The following is a 19,877-nucleotide window of genomic DNA, read 5'->3' on the forward strand; positions in this document are numbered from 1 at the left end:
CTATGGTTACGCTTTGGCTACTGAGATAGCGGCCCCCCTTCTGTATCGGGCAGGTCCCAATCTACCCTGCGCGCTTCGCCGGTCTGGTAGAACTGCTTCACCAGCTTCACATAGTCCAGAAAATCCCGATTCTCCGTCGCCAACCGGTTGGCCATGTCCCAATCGATCTCGTCACGCTCGCGGGCTGGGATCAGTACTTGACTGTCCACCGGATTGTCCAAATCCAGCTTGATGAAGCCAATCCCATGGGCAGCGAACAGCAGCCGCAGCTCCTTCAGCGTGTCCTGCCCGCCAATTTCCGCCGCCACCAAGTAGCCGAAGTTCGACCATGACGAGTTCGACACCGCCTGAAAGAAGCACTCGCGCACGTTCGAACGGTTGATCAGCAGTTTGGCTTCGAACGACCACAGCTTGGTGCGCTTGTCAGAATACTGGTTGACGCAGTCGCGCACCTCCTGGTGCCAGTCCGCGCCCAAATCCTCCATGCCCACCACGTCCGGGTAAAGCCAGCGGTTGCCGTTCGGCCCACGCTTATTAGAAGACCGCTTCTCATCGATGCGCTTGGAATACAGACGGAACTCTTCCCACAGATAACGTGACAGCATCGGATACAGCGCATGTTCACCGATTTTCGGCTGGCTGGTGTCGCCCAAAGGCATGGTGACGGCGCTCTCGACCGCCGCCACCTCGGCACTGTCCGACTTCTCCGAGTAGTAATATTTGCGCGGCCGGCCTTCGGTCGTTTTCAACTCCGGATGACGCTTCTGCAAGATAGGGCGCTGCGAGCTGATTTCGGCAACCAATTGCTGCACCAGCTCCGCGTCGTTGGTGATGAACTTGCTGTTCTCCTTTTTCGCCTGACACTCCGCGGGGAACGCTTCGAACACCCAATCGGCGATTTGCCGTGCGGTGAACTTCTCCCCAGGTCGATCCTTCAAGTAGGTGATCACAGCTTTCGCGAGATTCAGGGTCATTGCATCATTGCTCGAAGGTCACTCACGCCGAAGCCCCTTGCGGCGGCGCGGGCGGGGTCGTGCCAGGGTGGTAAGTCGAGTCGAACACCATGTCCGCTAGCCAGCGTTTGAAGTTGGCGTTATCGCTGAACAGCTTGAACAGTTCAGTGTGGTCATCCAGCAGCTCCAGTACCACGCGATTAAGCGCCTTGTCGTGCTCAAGCCTCGCGTTCTGCTTGCCTGAGTTGGCCTGGGCATTCTGATACGCCTTGTCCCGAGCCACACGTGCAGGAATTTCTTCGATAATGACCTGCTTGATCTTGTCGGCGTCGTGCCATTCGATGTTGCCGAACAGATCATTGAACTGCTTGATAACGTTTGAGAGCTTGTCCAAGTCCGGCTCGCCACTACCGCCACCGGCGCCGAGCGGAGGTGGTTCGACGAATGCATCCGCATCATCCAGCGCCATCTTCATCGCCGCTTGCGCCTGCGCGCGGTAGCTGTCCATGTCGATGGCGTCCAGCACACCCTTGGAGAGATCTTCATCCTTCGGCGCGGGCAGCTTTGGAATCAGGAAGTTCAGGAATATCGTCAGCTTCTCCCACGCCGGATGTCCGTAAGGCAGGATAGCCGAGAGGAAACCATAGCTACGCACGAACGCCTTGGCCTTGCCCTTGAACTTGACTTGCTCGTCTTCGCCAAGCTTGCTGACATATTCCGCCACGCAAACATCAAGAATAGGATCGAGCTTCTCGCGGTCAGCGCCGGACAGATACAGGGCCACCAAGTCATCCACCTGCTGGGTGCTGTAAACCTGCTGCACATCCAGTTCGGCCTTGATGTCGTGCAGCTTGTTCGGATCGGTTTCGCCTTCCTGGATCGTGGCGCGATAGTACTCCTGAAAGGCCGCTTTCACAGCTTCGGCGTTGTCGGCAAAATCCAGAACGAAGGTGTCCGCCTTTTGCGGGTGCGCTCGATTTAAGCGTGACAGCGTTTGCACTGCCAGCACACCCGCCAGCGGCTTGTCCACATACATCGTGTGCAGCAACGGCTCATCGAAACCGGTGACGAACTTGTTGGCCACGATCAAGAAGCGATACGGGTCTTGCTTGAACTTGGCGGGAATATCCTTGCTTGGAAAGTCGTTGAGATCGGCCTCGGTTTTCTTCGATCCAGCGATCTCAAAGTCGCCCGAGTACGCGACTATGGCCCTGTAAGGACTTTTGATTTCAGCCAGGTAGTCCGAAACCTCGCGGAAATAGTCGATGGCGCGCGCGATACCGTTGCAGACGATCATCGCCCGAGCTTTGCCACCGATCTTCTTCGCACCGATCACCTGCTCGGTGAAATGATCGACCATGATCTCGGCCTTGCGGCGAACTGCCTTGTCGTGCGACTCGACGTAGCGTCGGATTTTCTTCAGCGCCTTGCCCTTGTCCACCTGCGGGTCGTCCTCGATGGTCTTGGCGACGTGGTAGAAACTATCCACCGGCGTGTAGTTGGCGATCACGTCAAGGATGAAACCCTCTTGTATTGCCTGCTTGGTGGTGTAGGTCAGATCCTCAGGGGAGCGAAACCGCACTTTGTCCCCCACCACCACCCGCTCACCGAACAATTCCAACGTCTTGGTCTTCGGCGTAGCGGTGAAGGCGTAGTAGCTGGCGTTAGCCAGCAGCTTTCGCGAGCGGATGCGATCCTCGATCAGCGTATTGATTTCGTCCTGAGCGTCGCCACCGGTTTCCTCTTCCTCCCCTCCCGCGCCGCCCAGCGCCTCGTGCATCTTGGCCGTGGTCTTGCCTCCCTGGCTGGAGTGCGCCTCGTCGATCAGCAGCGCGAATTTACGGTCGCCCAAGTCGCCCAGTTCGTCGAGGATGAAGGGAAACTTCTGCACTGTGGTGACGATGATCTTCTTGCCACGACGCAGGAAGTCGCGCAGTTCCTGCGCGTTGTCCGAGTGACCGAGAATCGAGGCCACATGGTCGTAGCCTTTGATGGTCTTGTGAATCTGGGTATCCAGCGCGCGTCGGTCTGTAATGACGACGACCGAATCGAACAGGGCCTGCGTTTCATCCTCTGCCGTCTTCAACTCCACCAACTGGTGCGCAAGCCATGCAATGGTGTTGCTCTTGCCGCTGCCAGCCGAGTGTTGAACGAGATACCGTTTGCCGACGCCATCCTCACGAGAACGACGCAGCAGTGCGCGTACCGTGCGCAACTGATGGAAACGCGGGAATACCGGCTTGCGGATCTTTCTCCGCCTGCCACCGGCATCTTGCTCCTCGTCCTCCACCACCTGCGCATAGTTCTCGATGATGTTGGCCAACGACGCCTTCACCAACACCTGCTTCCACAGATAGTCGGTCTTTATTCCATTTGGGTTCGGCGGGTTGCCCGCGCCGCTGTTCCAGCCCTGGTTGAACGGCAAGAACCATGACGCCTTCCCCTTCAACTCAGTGCAAAAGCGCACCTCCGCATCGTCCACTGCCATGTGGGCGATGCAACGCCCTGACTGGAACAGCAGTTCCTTGGGGTCGCGCGTGATCTGGTATTGGACGATTGCGTCGGCTACGGTTTGCTTGGTCAGCGAATTCTTCAATTCGAAGGTCAGCACCGGCAGACCATTGATGAAGACTACCAAGTCCAGTTCATTGCCCGAGTCATTGCTGTAGCGCACCTGCCGAGTGACGCTGAAAATGTTCTTCTCGAAGGCGTCTGCTGCTGCGGTATTACCCGGCGTAGGCAGCAGCTTGTAAAGATCGACCGTTACCGGCCCATGGCTTACACCCTTGCGCAACACGTCCACTACACCGCGTTTGGCAATTTCACCCTGTAACCGATGCAGGAACTGCGTGCGCTGAATGCCCTCGGCGGCGAGGCTCAGCGTCTCCACTGCCTTGGGTTGGGTGGCGTGCAGGAATTCCAGCAGTTTGGGCACGTCCAGCGCCACGTCGCGGTTGTAGTCGCTCGCCCGGCCCAGCGCGTAACCGCCCGGCGCATACACCAGCACGGGTTCCTGGACCGTGTTCGCCAGAACAGCCGAGTGCTCGCTGATGCCCGCCAAGTGGCGCACGATCAGCCGTTCCAGTTCCTTCTCGCTGGTGTCGGTCACCATCAATCTTTCTCCCGGAGATTTTCCCTTGTCGGAGCCTGCAAAACGCCCTGCCCGGCGCGCTCACGCGCCAGCGCCACGGCGCGATGTAATTGCGCCTGCAACACTTTCATGTCAGGAATATGCGCCAGATACTCCGCCACGCGAATATTCGAAGCCCCCAGATCCAGCAACTCCACCTGTTCGGTGTCCCTGGCGGCGCACAGGATCAGACCGATGGGCGGTTCCTCGCCTGCCGCTCGGTCATGCTTGTCCAACCAGCGCAGGTACAGCTCCATCTGCCCCTTGTGCGCGGGCTGGAACTTCTCCAGCTTCAGCTCCACCGCCACTAGCCGTTTCAGGTGACGGTGATAGAACAACAGATCAAGGTAGAAATCGTCCGCGCCAACGCTGATGCGCTTTTGCCGCGCCACGAAGGTGAAGCCTACGCCAAGTTCTAGCAGAAACCGCTCCATCTCGCGCAGGATGGCATCTTCTAGGTCGCGCTCGCTGTAGTCGTGCGGCAAGCCCAGAAAATCCAGCATGTACGGGTCGCGGAACACCAGGTCGGGCGTCATTTGCCCTCCCGCGCGGAGGTGACTGATTTCCGCCTGCACCACGGCTTCGGGTTGTTTGGCGATGGCAGTGCGCAGATACAACTGGCTGGCGATACGCTCGCGCAGGGTACGCACGCTCCAGCGTTCCACACGGCACAACTCGGCGTAATACGCGCGCTCCAGCGGCTGCTTGAGCGGCAGGATTTCGACAAAGTGGCTCCAGCTCAATTCTCGCGACAGAGCCGCGACAATGGCCTCGTCCGGAAATTCCTCGGCAAATTTGACCATGCGGGTCAGCGCCGACACATTGAAGCCTTTGCCGTAATCTCTCGCCAATTCTTGCGACAGCGTCGCAAGAATCTCCTCGCCATAACCTGCCCGCCCGTCCTTCAGCACCTCTCCGCGAATGCGTTGGCCCACATGCCAATACAACATAGTCAACGTGGCATTGGCTGTTTGCGCGACATGCTGGCGGGCGGATTCGATCAGACCGCGCAGTTCGGTCAGCAATGCGGCGGGTTCGCGCGGCGCCTGCGCGGATGTCTTGCGGGCGGTCGGTTTCTTACTCGTCGCCATCGGCGTCTTCCTCGGCAGGGTCGGCCTCATCATCGCCCAGCGCCGCCAGCTCGTCGTCGCCGGCCACGTCGTCCGGACCGGGCTGCCAGCCGCGCAGATCCACCTGGCCGGTGACGGCATCGGCGATCAGGCGGTCGCGGTATTCGCGGATGAGGGCGATCTCGTCATGAGCACGGGCAATGGTTTCGTCCAAGTCCTTAGTTTCGCGGTCAATAAACGAGAGGATTTCCTCTTGCTCGCCGACCAGCGGGACGGGCAGCTGTACGTTGCCGATGAACGTCCAGTCGGCGCGCGGCATCTTCGCGCCAGCCGTGGAGCTATTGATGAGGTCAATGACACGCTTGCAGCGCAATAGCTGCTCAAGATACGCGGGCAACACGAGATCCTTGCGCGACCTAAGCACGAGGAACTCACTCACGCAAACGCCTGCGCGAACAGCTCGCGTCACCTTCGCCAAATACGGACGGAGCTTGCCGAACAGAACGTCGTCTGCAACAAACTGCTTTGCAGTGCTCGCAAACTCGACTTCACCCTCGAGCGGTCGTGCCACACCTGTCCAGCTTTCGACGTGCTCCAGCGCCAGATAGATTTCGTCGCTCGCCTTCGTCGTAGTCTGGCTCGTAACGTTGCTGGCGAGAAACTTTAAGCGCCGTAGTTCCCAATGCTCCGGCACATCCCCCAGCCACTCGATGCCGGAAGGCTTGAGTCTCACCGAGGCATCGAGGCCACGCGTGACGGCGTGGTCGATGATGCGCAGCTTCTGCTCAGTCAGCAGCCCGATGAGGTCGCGTTTGGCCTTGATGAAGCGGGCGATGTGCGCATCCTGCACGCGCAGGTAGGCGACGATTTTGTCTTGCTCCTCCGGAGGCGGCAACAATGCCGAGACGTCGTAGAAGTCATCCGTATAGAGACGCCAGAAGCCTTCGACAATGCCCTTTGTTCTACGCCGGAACTCACCGACATACATCGGCGTCTTGAAAAGCGATTCGCAATACTGAACAGATGTCCCGCGTTTGGGCCGGAGAACGGTGTAGTCCGGACTGACGACGCCAGCTTGCTTGGCACGCGCAAATACTCCTAGATGCGCCTTCAGGCGATTGAGCACCAAATCGTGTTCTGCGACGAGTTTGCCGCCCGCGTAGTTCTCTGACTGAAGGCTCTTGCGACCCAAGTCCTTGCTTGGAACAAGGCCGTGAACCTGACTCATCGAGAGGTGCGTTTCTTCGCCATTTTTCGAACGGCGATCAACTTCTCGAAAAAGATAACGGTTGCGGCGCGTCGACCAATGGGCAGGAATTTCGCCAACCCACGGCAGACCGGAATCCCGGTATTGCGTGTATCGAGGAAGCTGGTGCATCAAACCGTCCCCACGATCTTATGCAGCAAGCCTTCCGTCTGCTGCTCCAGCTTCAAGATGTCCGCGCGAATCTTTTCCAGCGAGCGCAACGGCGCGGGCTTGTAAAAGTAGCGGGCGAAGGAGATTTCATAGCCGATCCGGGTCTTCGAGTGGTCAATCCACGCATCCCGCGCGTGCGGCAGCACTTCCCGCTGAAAGAAGGCTTCAATGCCGCCCAACTCCTTCAACGGTACCTGCTCAGTGTCGCGCAAGTCGCTGTCAGGTTCGTACTCGACCTTGAAGCGATCATTACCTACGGTTTGCAGGTACGTGCCGTCAAAGCCTTGTTCAAAAAGTTCGTTCTTCTTCAGCTTGCTGCGCTTGGCAATCACCTCCGGAGCGGTTTCGTCACGCCAGCTTACGGCCTTGAAAATGGCTTTTTTCTCCGGTGCTCCCAGCTTGAGGCTCGCGCCCTTCAGGAACTCATCGAACCGGGAACGGAACTCGTTGTGATCGTCATGCACCTCATGGCCCAACACCTGTTGGGCCTGAATCGCAGTGTCCAGCAACTTCTTATCGCGCAGCCACGTAGCAGGGTCAAGCAGCTTCTTGCGCTTCTTGGCAGGAACTGCCTTGCGAGCAGGTGCCGACTCGCCGTCCTCAGCTTCCTCTTCGTCCTCGTCTTCATCGTCCTCTTCGCCCTTCAACCAGGCTTCGAGTTCAGCCTTGATGCCGGCGAAACCTTCGTACAAAGAGTCACCGTACTTCACCCATATTTCCTGGCGTAGGGACTCATCGCCCGACGCGAAGCGCAGGGTTTCGATGGCGCTGGTTTTCAACTGACTCTTGAGTCGCAGCGGGCGCTCTACGGTGATCTTCCAATAGCCGAAGTCCTGCGTGTCGAACCACTTGCTCTGCTCGGTTGCCTGCGCATCACCCAAGTAAAGGTCGAGGATGCGCTGAATGTCGGCGTCAGCCAGCTCGCAGTTCTTCTTGCCAAGATTGCGGCGCAACGGCTGGGACCATTGGCTGGCGTCGATCAACTGAACCTTGCCACGGCGTGAGGTAGCCTTGCGGTTGGACAAAATCCATATGTAGGTAGCGATGCCCGTGTTGTAAAAGATGTTGAGCGGCAGCGCGATGATGGCTTCCAGCCAATCGTTTTCCAGCACCCAGCGACGGATATTGCTTTCGCCCTGGCCTGCGTCGCCGGTGAACAGCGCGGAACCGTTATGAACCAGCGCGATACGACTGCCCACGCCGTCGGCGGGCGCGTTGCGCTTCATCTTGGACAGCTTGTTCACCAGGAACATGAGCTGGCCGTCGCTAGAGCGGGTGATGAGCTTGAGTTCCGGGTTGTCGCCGTGGCTGACGATGAAGCGGGGGTCGTTGAAGCCAGCCTTGCCGCCCATGCGCTCCAGGTCGGTTTTCCAACTCTTGCCATACGGGGGATTGGAGATCATGAAATCGAACTCGCGACTGCGGAACTGGTCGGCAGACAGGGTGGACTTGTCCGCGCCGCCGACGATGTTCTCCGCCGCACCGCCTTCGCCTTTCAAGAGCAGATCGGCCTTGCAGATGGCGTAGGTTTCGGGGTTGATTTCCTGCCCAAACAGATGGATGGAAACTTCCTTTCCGCGCTCTTCCGCCAGATCCAACAAAGTTTCCTCGGCCACGGTCAGCATGCCGCCGGTGCCGCAGGCGCCGTCATAGAGCAGATAGGTACCGGACTGAATGCGCTCGGCCACGGGCAGGAACAGCAGTTTGGCCATGAGCTTGACTACGTCGCGCGGCGTGAAGTGCTCGCCCGCCTCTTCATTGTTTTCCTCGTTGAAGCGGCGGATCAGTTCCTCGAACACGGTACCCATGCCGTGATTGTCCAGCGGCGGCAGCTTGATGCGCCCGTCTGCGTCTTTCACCGGCAGGGGTGAAAGATTGATTTCCGGATCAAGGAAGTCCTCGATCAGGAAACCAAGAACGTGAGCATCCACCAGCGTCTGAATCTGATCGCGGAATTTGAATTTGGTGAGGATTTCCTGCACGTTTGGCGAGAAGCCATCAAGATAGGCGATGAAGTCATCGCGCAGGCGTTGCCCAGCGGCGCTGGCCTTGAGCTTGGTCAAGGTGAATTCCGAGACGTTGTAGAACGCCTGCCCCGCCGTCATGCGCAGTGCACCGTCCTGCTCGGCCACGTTATGTGTATCGAGAAATTTTTTGCGATCCAGTACGTCCTGCTTGGTCGACTCCAACACAGCGTCCAGACGACGCAACACGGTGAACGGCAGAATCACGTCGCGGTACTTGCCGCGCACATAGACATCGCGCAGACGGTCGTCGGCGATGTTCCAGATGAAATCGGCGACCCATTTGATCTGGCTTTGGTCTTGGTGTTTTGTCATGCTTTTTTCCTGGGATTGCTATCGCCTGTTGTTTGACGCGCAATCCATTGCTCCAGATCAGCCTTGCGGAACCGCCAAGTACCGCCAAGCTTGAATGCCGGAATCTTCTTGTCCGCCGCGAGCCGGTAGACCGTGCGCTTTCCTGCCTTCAAATAGGCCGCGACTTCATCCAATGTCAGGATTTCGTCTTCCGCGTCTGCCATCAATCTACCCTCGCCTTTGTTGGCTCTGAAACCTGATTGCCAAGTCTTGCCAATTCTCCCATATTTACGAGAGGCCAGCCAGATAGGAGGGGAAGAAAATGAGGGGTAATGCGCCCTCAAAACCCAGTGACGTTGGAGGACTACCTCTAAAGCCACGATCTCCAGTCGTCGGCCGTTGACCCGGTAGTCGTATCGGAAGGCAATATCCCCTTTCGAACGAAACGACGGCGTACATGCCATCGCGATCGGTGACCTTGTAAAGGGTCGCGCGAGGTTTCAAATTCCGCCGGGCAAGGTCTGTAAACACGGAAATAGTCTCCTGATCGAAACGGCCGATTGCCGTCACCTATCACGAGACCTGCATACCCCTGCGAACCCGTATAAATCCTGATTTCCAAGAAAAAAACTACCGCCATAGACGGTAGTTTTTATGGAGGTATGAACCAGGCCTAGCGGAAGAAATTCACACGGCCCCTCAGACCCACCGGCAGTTTCACTGCCCGGGGTACGCTTAAAGAAGGAAAGCCCGCACGCAATGCCCTTCAGAACCAACGACTTAGAAGAGTCACGCTCTCATTAACATCCACGGGCGATTCCAAGACACTCTTCCAAATTGTTGATTTTTATGGAGCCCCCCATCACTCCCACTCAATCGTCGCAGGCGGCTTGCTCGACACGTCATACACCACCCGGTTAATCCCCCGCACCTCATTAATAATCCGCGAGGAAACCCGAGCCAGCAACGGATGCGGCAACGGCGCCCAATCAGCCGTCATGAAATCAAACGTCTGCACAGCCCGCAGCGCCACGACATATTCGTAGGTCCGCCCATCCCCCATCACCCCCACCGACTTCACCGGCAGGAACACGGCGAACGCCTGCGAGGTCAGCTCGTACCAGGTCAGGCCGCTGGCCTCGTCCTTGGTGTTGCGCAGTTCCTCGATGAAGATCGCGTCCGCGCGGCGCAGCAGCTCGGCGTATTCATGCTTGACCTCGCCCAGGATGCGCACGCCCAGGCCCGGGCCCGGGAACGGATGGCGGTAGACCATCTGCGGCGGCAGGCCCAGGGCCACGCCGAGTTCGCGGACTTCGTCCTTGAACAGTTCGCGCAGGGGTTCCAGCAGTTGCAGGTTCAACGTGTCCGGCAGGCCGCCGACGTTGTGGTGCGACTTGATCGAGGTGGCCTTGCCGGTCTTGGCGCCGGCCGATTCGATGACGTCGGGGTAGATGGTGCCCTGGGCCAGCCACTTGGCGCTCTTCTGCTTGCCGGCCTGTTCCTGGAACACTTCGACGAACTCGCGGCCGATGATCTTGCGCTTGGCTTCGGGGTCGGCCACGCCGGACAGCTTGCCCATGAACTGGGCGGTGGCGTCGATGTGGATGATCTTGACGCCCATGTTCTCGGCGAAGGTCTGCATGACCTGCTTGCCTTCGTCCAGGCGCAAGAGGCCGTGGTCGACGAAGACGCAGGTCAGCTGGTCGCCGATGGCCTTGTGGATCAGGGCCGCGGCCACCGACGAATCGACGCCGCCGGACAGGCCGAGGATGACTTCGTCTTCGCCAACCTGCTCGCGGATGCGAGCGACGGCTTCGGCGACGTAGTCGGGCATGTTCCAGTCGCCCTGGCATTCGCAGATCTCGTTGACGAAGCGGGCCAGCATGGCCTTGCCTTGCACGGTGTGCGTGACTTCGGGATGGAACTGCACGGCGTAGAAGCGGCGTTCTTCGTCGGCCATGCCGGCGATGGGGCAGGACGGCGTGGAGGCCATCAGCTTGAAGCCCGGCGGCAGCTCGGTGACCTTGTCACCGTGGCTCATCCAGACCTTGAGCATGCCGTGGCCTTCGTCCGTGGTGAAGTCTTCCAGGCCTTCCAGCAGCTTGGTGTGGCCGTGGGCGCGGACTTCGGCGTAGCCGAATTCGCGGTGGTCGGAGAAGCTGACCACGCCGCCCAGTTGTTGCGCCATGGACTGCATGCCATAACAGATGCCCAGCACGGGCACGCCCAGTTCGAACACGGCGTGCGGCACGCGCATGGAGCCTTCTTCGTAGGCCGATGCGTGGCTGCCCGACAGGATGATGCCCTTCAGGCCCTGCGCCATCTGGTCGCGGATGAAGGCATCGTCGACGTCGCCCGGGTGCACTTCGGAGTAGACGCCGGCTTCGCGCACGCGGCGGGCGATCAGTTGGGTGACTTGCGAACCGTAGTCGAGAATGAGGATGCGCTGGTGCATGGAGACTCTACCGGTAAGGAATGAAATCGCTGTAAATAAAACCGCACCGGCAGACCCGCTGACTGATTCTGCGGTTCTGCCGGTGCGTGATGCATGACATTGTAGTTGACTGTACGGGGATCAGTCGGCGCGGTAGTTGGGCGCTTCCTTGGTGATCTGTACGTCGTGCACGTGGGATTCGCGGACACCGGCGGAGGTGATTTCCACGAATTCGGCCTTGGTGCGCATGTCGTCGATGGTGGCGGCGCCGCAGTAGCCCATGGAGGCGCGGATGCCGCCGACCAGTTGGTAGATGATGGCAAGCACGCTGCCCTTGTAGGGGACGCGGCCTTCGATGCCTTCGGGGACCAGCTTGTCGGCGTTGTTGGCCGGGTCCTGGAAGTAGCGGTCGGCCGAGCCTTCCGTCATGGCGCCCAGGCTGCCCATGCCGCGGTACGACTTGTACGAACGGCCCTGGAACAGCACCACTTCGCCCGGCGCTTCTTCGGTGCCGGCGAACATGCCGCCCATCATGCAGGAGAACGCGCCGGCGGCCAGGGCCTTGGCGACGTCGCCCGAGTAGCGGATGCCGCCGTCGGCGATCAGCGGCACGCCCGTGCCTTCCAGCGCCTTGGCGACTTCGGAGATGGCGTGGATCTGCGGCACGCCGACACCGGCCACGATACGGGTGGTGCAGATCGAGCCGGGGCCGATGCCGACCTTGACGCCGTCGGCGCCGTGCTCGACCAGCGCGCGCGCGGCGGCGGCGGTGGCGATGTTGCCGCCGATGACTTCGACCTTGGGGTAGTTCTGCTTGACCCAGCGCACGCCTTCCAGCACGCCCTTGGAGTGGCCGTGGGCGGTGTCGACGATCAGCACGTCGACGCCGGCGGCGACCAGCTTTTCAACGCGCTCTTCGGTGTTGCCACCGACGCCGACCGCGGCGCCGACGCGCAGCTGGCCCTGGGCGTCCTTGCTGGCCAGCGGGTGCTCGGTGTTCTTGACGATGTCCTTGACGGTGGCCAGGCCGCGCAGCTCGAAACCGTCGTTGACGATGAGCACGCGTTCCAGGCGATGCTTGTGCATCAGGGCCTGCGCTTCATCGAGCGTGGCGCCTTCCTTCATGGTGACCAGGCGTTCCTGCGGCGTCATGATGTTGCGCAGGGGCTGGTCCAGGTTCTCTTCGAAGCGCAGGTCGCGGTTGGTGACGATACCGACCAGCTTGCGCCCTTCCACCACCGGCAGGCCCGAGATGCCATGCTGGCGCTGCAACGCAATGGCGTCGCGCACTTTCATCTGGGGGGTGACGGTGACCGGATCGATCACGATGCCGAATTCGTGGCGCTTGACGCGGGCGACTTCACGGGCCTGGGCGTCGGCGGACAGATTCTTGTGGATGATCCCGATGCCACCTTCCTGGGCCATGGCGATCGCCAGGCGGGATTCGGTGACCGTGTCCATGGCGGCGGACACAAGGGGGATGTTCAGGGAGATGTTGCGGGTGAGGCGCGTGGCCAGGGAGGTGTCGCGCGGCAACACCTCGGAATACGCAGGCACCAACAACACATCGTCGAAGGTGAGCGCTTTTTGAACGAGACGCATGGGTAACTCCGGGCGCAAAGCAAGATTATACGCCGCTGACGTGTTTTGACTAGGTGTTGACCCTAGGTCGGTGCATGATTTTTGCGACTTTTTTCAATAGGCGTTGCGACCTTGCACTATTTTTATCCGGATTATATTGACAAGCGCTTTGGCAAGCCGCACAATGCCAGACATTAAATTTATCCGGGTAAATAAAACCCCTGTACGCCATGACCCAACCTCTCCTTCCCCATACCGCTTTCGAAGGCCACCGCCTGCTGGCGCGTGGCGCGCTCGCCGAGGTCGCCCTGGCCGTCAAGCAGGCCCAGGACGGTCACGCCAACCGTCATGGCGACGGCGCGATCCTGGTGTTCGACGACCATACCGGCAAGCAGGTCGACCTGGACCTGCGCGGCGCTGACGCCGATATCCGCGCGCGCTATCAGGCGCCGGCCGATGCCGCCCCCGCGCCCGCCGAGGAAGCGGACCACGCCGACGCCGCCCCGCGCGGGCGCGGACGGCCCAAGCTGGGCGTGGTGCCGCGCGAGGTGACGCTGCTGCCGCGCCACTGGGACTGGCTGGCGGCGCAGCCGGGCGGCGCGTCGGTGGCGCTGCGCAAACTGGTGGAACAGGCGCGCCGCGACAACGAGGCGCGCGACCAGCGGCGCCAGCGGCAGGAAGCGGCGTATCACTTCATGTCGAGCATGGGCGGCAACCTGCCGGGCTTCGAGGAGGCCACGCGGGCGCTGTATGCCGATGATCGCGCGGGTTTCACGCGGCAGGTGGCCGCATGGCCGGCGGACGTGCGCGATTACGCCATGGCGCTGGCGTGGGCGGATAAGGAGGCCTGAGCGGCAGGCCGCGTATCGCCGCGCGCGATCCCATTGGCCTGTTCCTGTCCCTTATCCCTACGCCCATACCTGCGACCCACACCTGCGCCCCTATCTCCCCAGACTGTGGGCCGTCGTTGCGCCCCATCGCTGCGCGCGCCGCTGGCGCACGGCGGCGCGCGCGTCATGCGCCGCTTCCAATCGTGCGTCGGCGGCATCCCGGCGCCCCAAGCAAGCGACGCCCGCCGCTGGTAAGCTGTACGCCATGGATACGGATACCGCGCCCCGCAACTTCCTGCTGTACGACGGCGACTGCCCGTTCTGCACCAACTACGTGCGGATGGTGCAGTTGCGCAAGGCCGTCGGCCCGGTCGAATTGCTCGACATGCGTCAGCATCCCGAACTGGTGGCGTATTTCCGCGACCGTGGCTATGACCTGAACGACGGCATGCTGCTGCGGCTGGAGGGGCACATCTACTGGGGCGCCGATTGCATCAACCGGCTGGCGCTGCTCAGTTCCGACAGCGACCTGTTCAACCAGATCAATGCCGCCATCTTCCGCCGCCCGTGCCTGTCGGCGGCGCTGTATCCCTTCATGAGCCGTGGCCGCGCGCTGACGCTGGCGCTGTTGGGCAAGAAGAAGATGCCGGCCTGACAGCGGCGGCGCGCGGTTGGTCGCGCGCCTTGCCTCGCCTCGCCCCGCCTCACCGCGCCCTGCCTCGTCGCGCCCTGCCTCATCGCGCCCTGCCTCTCCCCGCCGCGCCTCTCCCCGTCCCGCCTAACCTAGTCCCGTCTCGTCTCGCCCCGCAGCAATGCTAAATTGCGGGTCGCCCCCTAACGGAGACCCCATGCCCGAGCCGAGCACCGCTGCCGACGGCACGCTGACGCCGCCCGTTGCGCCCCCGGACGAAGCGCCCGGCGCGATGCCGGCCGACGGCTTCTCGCTGACCGCGCCGATCACGCTGCAGGACCGCATCGCGGCCGCGCTGTTCAGCTATGCGGACATGTTCGGGGTCGCCCGGCGGCGCGCGCTGTACTTCCTGGCGTGGGTGGTGCTGGCGCTGTTGGGAATGCTGGGGTTCTCTTCCTGGCGGGATAGCGGCGAGCAGGGCTTCGGCCCGTTCCTCTCGCGCTTCTTTCACGACCTGTTCGGGCTGGACGGCGTGCCCATCCTGGTCGTGGCCATCCCGGTGCTGATCTACTACTTCCGCCATCCGGCGATCGTGCGCGGGCGCCTGGCGCGCTGGTGCCGCGACGAAGGACTCGACCAGACCATCCACCCGCTCTATCACTTTCAGCCGGGCGGGCTTGCCGTCACCCTGCCGGGACGCAAGACGGCCATGGCGTGCTCGCGCATCCAGGGGATTGCCGAGACCTCCGAACACCTGTTCATCCAGTTGCGCAACATCGAGGACGTGTACGCCCTGCCGCGACAGGCGCTATCCGACGAGCAGGTGGCGCGCATCAAGGCGTGGGCCGCATCCTGCCACGCCGGCGCTCCGAACGCGACGCAGCACCCGCCGCAAGCGCGGCAGGCGCCCGAGGCCGCGCCGCCGCTGCTGACGACGCGCTTCCTGCTGAACCAGGAAGACCGAGCCGCCGCGATTTCGTGGCAGATTGAACGTCCCGGCATGCGGCGGCGCCGTCGGCGCGGTTTCCTGCTGGCCTTCGCGCTGATCGCCCTGCTGGTGCCACTGATATTCGTGCTGCTGTGGCTGCTGGACCCCGAGCGGGTGCCGCTGCGCTATGCCTGGCCGCTGTTCGGCGAGATGTTCACGGACAGTTTCTGGAAGATCACGCTGGGGTTCTGGGCCATCCTGGTCGCCATCATCCTGCTGCATCCCTGGTCCCGGCGCCGCCACGCGTACAAGCTGGCCGGGCAGATGCACCGGCGCATGCCGGCCGAGGAACACGAGGCGCGGCTGTATGACGACCGGCTCGAAGTCCGGCAGGACGGTTGGGTCAACAGCTTCGCGACGGCCGGGTTCGACCGGGTCGAGCGGCAAGGCGAACACCTGATCCTGATGCGGCGGGAGGGCGAACCGCTGATCCTGCCCCGACGCGCGCTGGACGCGGAGCAGCTGGCGCTGTTCGAACGCATCCTCACGGGCGGCGCGGGCGGCAATCATCGCCAGCGCGAGGATACGCCATGAGCGGGCCGGCCTTGATCCGTCTGGCGGCCCTGTGCGCGGCGCTTGGCGCGCTGGCGCCCGCCGCGTCCGCCGAAACCCTCGATCTGCCGCATGGCCTGTCGGTGCAGTTGCCGGAGGGCTGGGTGGTGGACGGCTCGCCGCAAGGCGAGGTCTCGCACAGCGGCATGCGGCGCGTGCAACTGGTCTGCGAAAGCGAGGCCTGCGAACAGACGCAGGAAACCTGCACCCTGCTGATGCAAGCCAAGCCGCTCGAAGGCGACGACGATGACGCCCGCTTGCAAGCGCTTTATGCCTCGCCGCTCAAGCGCTATTTCCGGTTGCGCGCGGTGCTGCGCGCGACCAGTCCCGATGCCGATATCCGCCAGCCGCTGGAGCGGGTGCGCATCGGCGATCGGGATTGGTACCGGGTCGAGACCGATGCGCGGCACCAGTACCGGTCGGGCGTGTTTGCCGAGACGGTGGTCGACGGCCTGTACGTCGGCGCGATCTGCAAGTCGTGCGAGACCGGCGAACAGCGCCATCTGGACGGGCTGCGGATCATCGAAAGCCTGAAGTCAACGGCAAAGGCCACCACGGCGCGTTGAACCGCGGCAACGCCTGGCGCGGCTATCGCCCGTCGCGTTGAACGGCGCGAACGCCGCTATCGACGCCCCTCAGGCCGCCGGGGGCAACACCTCCGCCACCTGCCGCAGGAAGGCCTCCAACGCCGGGTTGTCGTGCTGCGCATGCCAGGCCAGGTACATATCGGCATACAGGTCGCGCTGGCCCAGCGAGCGGAACTCCACCCCCTCCAGGCGCAGCTCGCGCGCCGAATCGGGCACGATGCCGACGCCCAGTCCGGCCCGCACCAGCGCCAGCAAGGTATGCGTCTGGCTGGCGCGCTGCACGTAGTCGGGCTGCACGTCGGCCAGGCCGAATGCGCCGACGATGCGGTCATAGAAGTATTTGCCTTCGCGCGGCGAATACAGCACGAAGGGCTGGCCCTGCAGCAGCCGCAGCGGCACCACCTCCTGTTCGCACAGCGGTGAATCCGCCGGCAGCGCCAGCACCAGCGGTTCGCGCTCGATCAGGCGGGCTTCGATGCCCGCCTGCCGCGGCACGCTGCGCGCCAGGATGGCGTCCAGCTCGCGCGCCAGCAGCAGGCGCGACAGGTCGGTGCTGACGGTTTCGCGCAGCTGGATCTCGACGCCGGGCAGGCGCTTGCGCGCCCGCATGATCAACGACGGCATAAGCCGGTACGACGCCACCGCCGTGAAGCCCAGCGTGATGTGGCCGGCGTCGCCGCCGGCGGTGCGGCGGGCGCTGGCGGTGGCGCGGGCCGAGTATTCCAGCAGGTGGCGCGCGTCGCGCAGGAAGCGGCGGCCGGCGGCGCTCAGTTCGACCTGGCGGCTGCTGCGCTCGAACAGCGTCACGCCCAGGTCCTGCTCCAGCAACTGGATCTGGCGCGACAGCGGCGGCTGCGTCATGCACAGGCGCTGGGCGGCGCGGCCGAAGTGCAGTTCCTCGGCCACGGCGATGAAGCATTCGAGCTGGCGGAATTCCATCGATCCAATCCTTGAATTGATCAATGCTATTTATAGCTCGAACAGTCATGCATCGGCCGGCGTTCCTATACTCGGCCGCAGCACCGGGGCGCGTTTTTCCGCCCCGCGAAAGGAGTGCCATCGCAGCATCGACTTTCCGCGGCCCGCGCCGCTCACTACTACAAAGAGAAGACCATGGAGACAAGCAATTCCGCACGCCCGCGCCGCCGCTTCCTTGCCGCGGCCCTGGCCCTGGCCGCCTGTGGCGCCCTGCCCGCCGCGGCCCAGGCCGCGCCGTTCCCGGACCGCCCGATCAACCTGATCGTGCCGTTCTCGCCGGGTGGCGGCACCGACATTTCGGCGCGCCTGCTGGCGGCGGCGCTGGGCGACAAGCTGGCGGCGTCGGTGGTGGTGGACAACCGCCCCGGCGCCGGCGGGCAGATCGCCGCCGACCTGGTGGCGCGCGCCAACCCCGACGGCTACACGCTGCTGTTCGCCAATTCGGGCATGCTGGCGATCAATCCGTGGATCTACAAGCTGCATTCCGATCCGGCCACCGCGTTCGCGCCGGTATCGCTGTTCTCGGACCTGCCGTTCGTGCTGGTGGTGCCCACCACGCTGCCGGCCAAGAACGTGAAGGACCTGGTGGCGCTGGCGCGCGCGCAGCCCGGCAAGCACACCTTCGCCAGTTCCGGCACCGGCGGCGCGCCGCACCTGTCGGGCGAGATATTCCAGCAGGCCACCGGCACCGATCTGATGCATGTGCCCTACAAGGGCGGCGGCCCGGCCATGACCGACCTGATGGCGGGCCGCGTCGACATGCTGTTCGCGTCGGTGCTGGAGACCATTCCGTACGTCAATTCCGGCAAGCTGCGCGCGCTGGCGGTGACGGGCGCGACGCGCTCGCCCGCCCTGCCCGACGTGCCGACCATCGACGAGGCCGGCGTCCAGAACGCGCAGACCGGCTCATGGACGGCGGTGCTGGCGCCGGCGGGCACGCCGCAGGCGGTGATCGACAAGCTGTCGGCGGCGATCCGCGAGGTGGCGGCGGACCCGGCGATGAAGACCAAGCTGGAGTCGCAGGGCGCGGTCGCGCACGGATCGACGCCGCAGCAATTGCAGGCGCTGGCGGCCAGCGAACGCGCCCGCTACGGGGAGATCATCAAGACCCGGCATATCCAGACGCAGTAACCGGGCGGGCAATGCGGCCGCACACGACGCGCTGACGCGGCCCGAAGGGCGGCGCATTGCCCGCCCCCGTCATTTCTTCGTCCCCGACCCACACGGCCGGGACGGCTTTCATCGCCGGTCGTCCCACCGCCGGCCTTTTCTTGCGACCCGCGCACCCGCGGGTCGTCGCAACAACCGTGACACCCGACATGACCACGACTGCTTCCCCACCCCTCGCCGACCTGCTGATGGTCGGCCCCTTGCTGCCCGAACTGACCGCCGAACTGGAGTCGCGCTACCGCGTGCACCGCTGGTGGCAAAGCCCCGATCAGGCGGCGCTGCTGCGCGATCACGGCGCGGCGATCCGCGGCATCGCCACCAGCGGCCGCTTCGGCGCGCCGCGCGAACTGATCGACGCGCTGCCGGCGCTGGAAGGCGTTTTCAGCTTCGGCGTGGGCTACGACACCATCGATCTGGCGGCGGCGCAGGCGCGCGGCGTGCGCGTCACCAACACGCCTGGCGTGCTCGATGCCTGCGTGGCGGACACCGCGCTGGCGCTGATGCTGGCGGCGTCGCGCCGCATCGCCGAGGCCGACCGTTTCGTGCGCGCCGGGCGCTGGCCGCAGGAAGGCTTCGGGCTGGGCACGCGCATGAGCGGCAAGCGCTGCGGCATTGTCGGGCTGGGCAATATCGGCCTGCAGATCGCGCGGCGCGCCGAGGCATTCGACATGCCGATCCTGTACACCAACCGCAAGCCGCGTGCGGACGCGCCGGCGCATTACCGCTACTGCCCGACGCTGACGGCGCTGGCGGCCGAGTGCGATTTCCTGGTGCTGGCGGTGCCCGGCGGCGGCGCCACGCGCCACCTGGTCAATGCCGAGGTGTTGCAGGCGCTGGGCCCGCAAGGCTGGCTGATCAACATCGCGCGCGGCACGGTGGTGGACGAGGCGGCGCTGGTTCAGGCCCTGCAAAGCGGCGCCATCGCCGGCGCCGGCCTGGACGTGTTCGAACACGAACCGGCCACGCCGGCGGCGTTGAACGCGATGGACAATGTGGTGATGCTGCCGCACATCGCCAGCGGCACGCATGAGACCCGGCGGGCCATGGCGGACCTGATGCTGGCCAATCTGGATGGCTGGTTCCGCGAAGGCAAGACGGTGACGCAGGTGGTTTGAGAGCGCGGGCCGCCCGCAAGCGCGCGGGCGGCGGCGTCGCCCGATTTACGGGGAACGCACCGGGATGGCCCAATTCGAATAAATCGGCCACTTAGCGTCCACCACCTGGACACTACATCTTGT

The 19,877-nt window shown here is 63.1% G+C and carries 15 protein-coding genes and 1 pseudogene; 6 read left to right on the forward strand and 10 right to left on the reverse strand.

Annotated features, from left to right (window positions below):
* Positions 1 to 17: 17 nt before the first annotated feature.
* From ACUTAG_RS01000 to guaB, 9 genes and pseudogenes are all read right to left on the reverse strand, one after another.
* Positions 18 to 974 (reverse strand): COG2958 family protein, encoded by a 957-nt coding sequence (locus tag ACUTAG_RS01000; RefSeq protein WP_148317911.1) that lies wholly within the window; start codon positions 972 to 974, stop codon positions 18 to 20.
* 22 nt (positions 975 to 996) lie between these two features.
* Complete coding sequence (locus ACUTAG_RS01005; RefSeq protein WP_251200914.1) at positions 997 to 4,065, reverse strand: type I restriction endonuclease subunit R; 3,069 nt, start codon at positions 4,063 to 4,065, stop codon at positions 997 to 999.
* Positions 4,065 to 5,174: a PDDEXK nuclease domain-containing protein gene (locus tag ACUTAG_RS01010; protein WP_148317915.1), complete on the reverse strand. Its 1,110-nt coding sequence runs from the start codon at positions 5,172 to 5,174 to the stop codon at positions 4,065 to 4,067. The genes ACUTAG_RS01005 and ACUTAG_RS01010 overlap by 1 nt, the downstream gene beginning before the upstream one ends.
* Positions 5,161 to 6,531, reverse strand: coding sequence for a restriction endonuclease subunit S (locus ACUTAG_RS01015; protein ID WP_148317917.1), 1,371 nt, complete (start codon positions 6,529 to 6,531; stop codon positions 5,161 to 5,163). The genes ACUTAG_RS01010 and ACUTAG_RS01015 overlap by 14 nt, the downstream gene beginning before the upstream one ends.
* On the reverse strand, positions 6,531 to 8,909 hold the full coding sequence (locus ACUTAG_RS01020) for a type I restriction-modification system subunit M (protein WP_148317919.1): 2,379 nt from the start codon (positions 8,907 to 8,909) through the stop codon (positions 6,531 to 6,533). Before ACUTAG_RS01020 ends, ACUTAG_RS01015 begins: the two co-directional genes overlap by 1 nt.
* Positions 8,906 to 9,112 (reverse strand): methylation-associated defense system helix-turn-helix domain-containing protein MAD1, encoded by a 207-nt coding sequence (gene mads1 / locus ACUTAG_RS01025; RefSeq protein ID WP_148318302.1) that lies wholly within the window; start codon positions 9,110 to 9,112, stop codon positions 8,906 to 8,908. The genes ACUTAG_RS01020 and mads1 overlap by 4 nt, the downstream gene beginning before the upstream one ends.
* 165 nt (positions 9,113 to 9,277) lie before the next feature.
* Positions 9,278 to 9,419, reverse strand: a pseudogene (locus ACUTAG_RS01030) (tyrosine-type recombinase/integrase); the annotation flags it as partial.
* Between the two features lie 331 nt (positions 9,420 to 9,750).
* Positions 9,751 to 11,343, reverse strand: coding sequence for a glutamine-hydrolyzing GMP synthase (guaA, locus tag ACUTAG_RS01035; RefSeq protein ID WP_020928155.1), 1,593 nt, complete (start codon positions 11,341 to 11,343; stop codon positions 9,751 to 9,753).
* Positions 11,344 to 11,463: 120 nt separating this feature from the next.
* Entirely contained in the window at positions 11,464 to 12,924 is a 1,461-nt protein-coding gene (gene guaB / locus ACUTAG_RS01040; RefSeq protein ID WP_006387084.1) for an IMP dehydrogenase, read from the reverse strand.
* A gap of 209 nt (positions 12,925 to 13,133) precedes the next feature.
* Between guaB and ACUTAG_RS01045 the strand changes: the two genes are divergently transcribed.
* From ACUTAG_RS01045 to ACUTAG_RS01060, 4 genes are all read left to right on the forward strand, one after another.
* Positions 13,134 to 13,754: a DUF2239 family protein gene (locus ACUTAG_RS01045; RefSeq protein WP_148317951.1), complete on the forward strand. Its 621-nt coding sequence runs from the start codon at positions 13,134 to 13,136 to the stop codon at positions 13,752 to 13,754.
* A 244-nt stretch (positions 13,755 to 13,998) separates the two neighbouring features.
* Complete coding sequence (locus tag ACUTAG_RS01050; protein ID WP_006387081.1) at positions 13,999 to 14,388, forward strand: DCC1-like thiol-disulfide oxidoreductase family protein; 390 nt, start codon at positions 13,999 to 14,001, stop codon at positions 14,386 to 14,388.
* A gap of 193 nt (positions 14,389 to 14,581) precedes the next feature.
* Positions 14,582 to 15,886: a YcxB family protein gene (locus tag ACUTAG_RS01055; protein WP_148317954.1), complete on the forward strand. Its 1,305-nt coding sequence runs from the start codon at positions 14,582 to 14,584 to the stop codon at positions 15,884 to 15,886.
* Positions 15,883 to 16,470: a hypothetical protein gene (locus tag ACUTAG_RS01060; RefSeq protein WP_446649933.1), complete on the forward strand. Its 588-nt coding sequence runs from the start codon at positions 15,883 to 15,885 to the stop codon at positions 16,468 to 16,470. The genes ACUTAG_RS01055 and ACUTAG_RS01060 overlap by 4 nt, the downstream gene beginning before the upstream one ends.
* A 69-nt stretch (positions 16,471 to 16,539) precedes the next feature.
* Here the strand turns inward: ACUTAG_RS01060 and ACUTAG_RS01065 are convergent, their stop codons facing one another.
* Positions 16,540 to 17,430, reverse strand: coding sequence for a LysR family transcriptional regulator (locus ACUTAG_RS01065; protein WP_026382911.1), 891 nt, complete (start codon positions 17,428 to 17,430; stop codon positions 16,540 to 16,542).
* 174 nt (positions 17,431 to 17,604) lie between these two features.
* On the opposite strand from ACUTAG_RS01065, the gene ACUTAG_RS01070 reads away from it, so the two are divergent.
* A complete protein-coding gene (locus ACUTAG_RS01070; protein ID WP_047991079.1) occupies positions 17,605 to 18,600 on the forward strand; it encodes a tripartite tricarboxylate transporter substrate binding protein in 996 nt (331 codons plus the stop codon).
* A 188-nt stretch (positions 18,601 to 18,788) separates the two neighbouring features.
* On the forward strand, positions 18,789 to 19,754 hold the full coding sequence (locus ACUTAG_RS01075; RefSeq protein ID WP_054447843.1) for a 2-hydroxyacid dehydrogenase: 966 nt from the start codon (positions 18,789 to 18,791) through the stop codon (positions 19,752 to 19,754).
* Positions 19,755 to 19,877: the final 123 nt, after the last annotated feature.

Source organism: Achromobacter sp. CSND-B12, assembly GCF_052906545.1.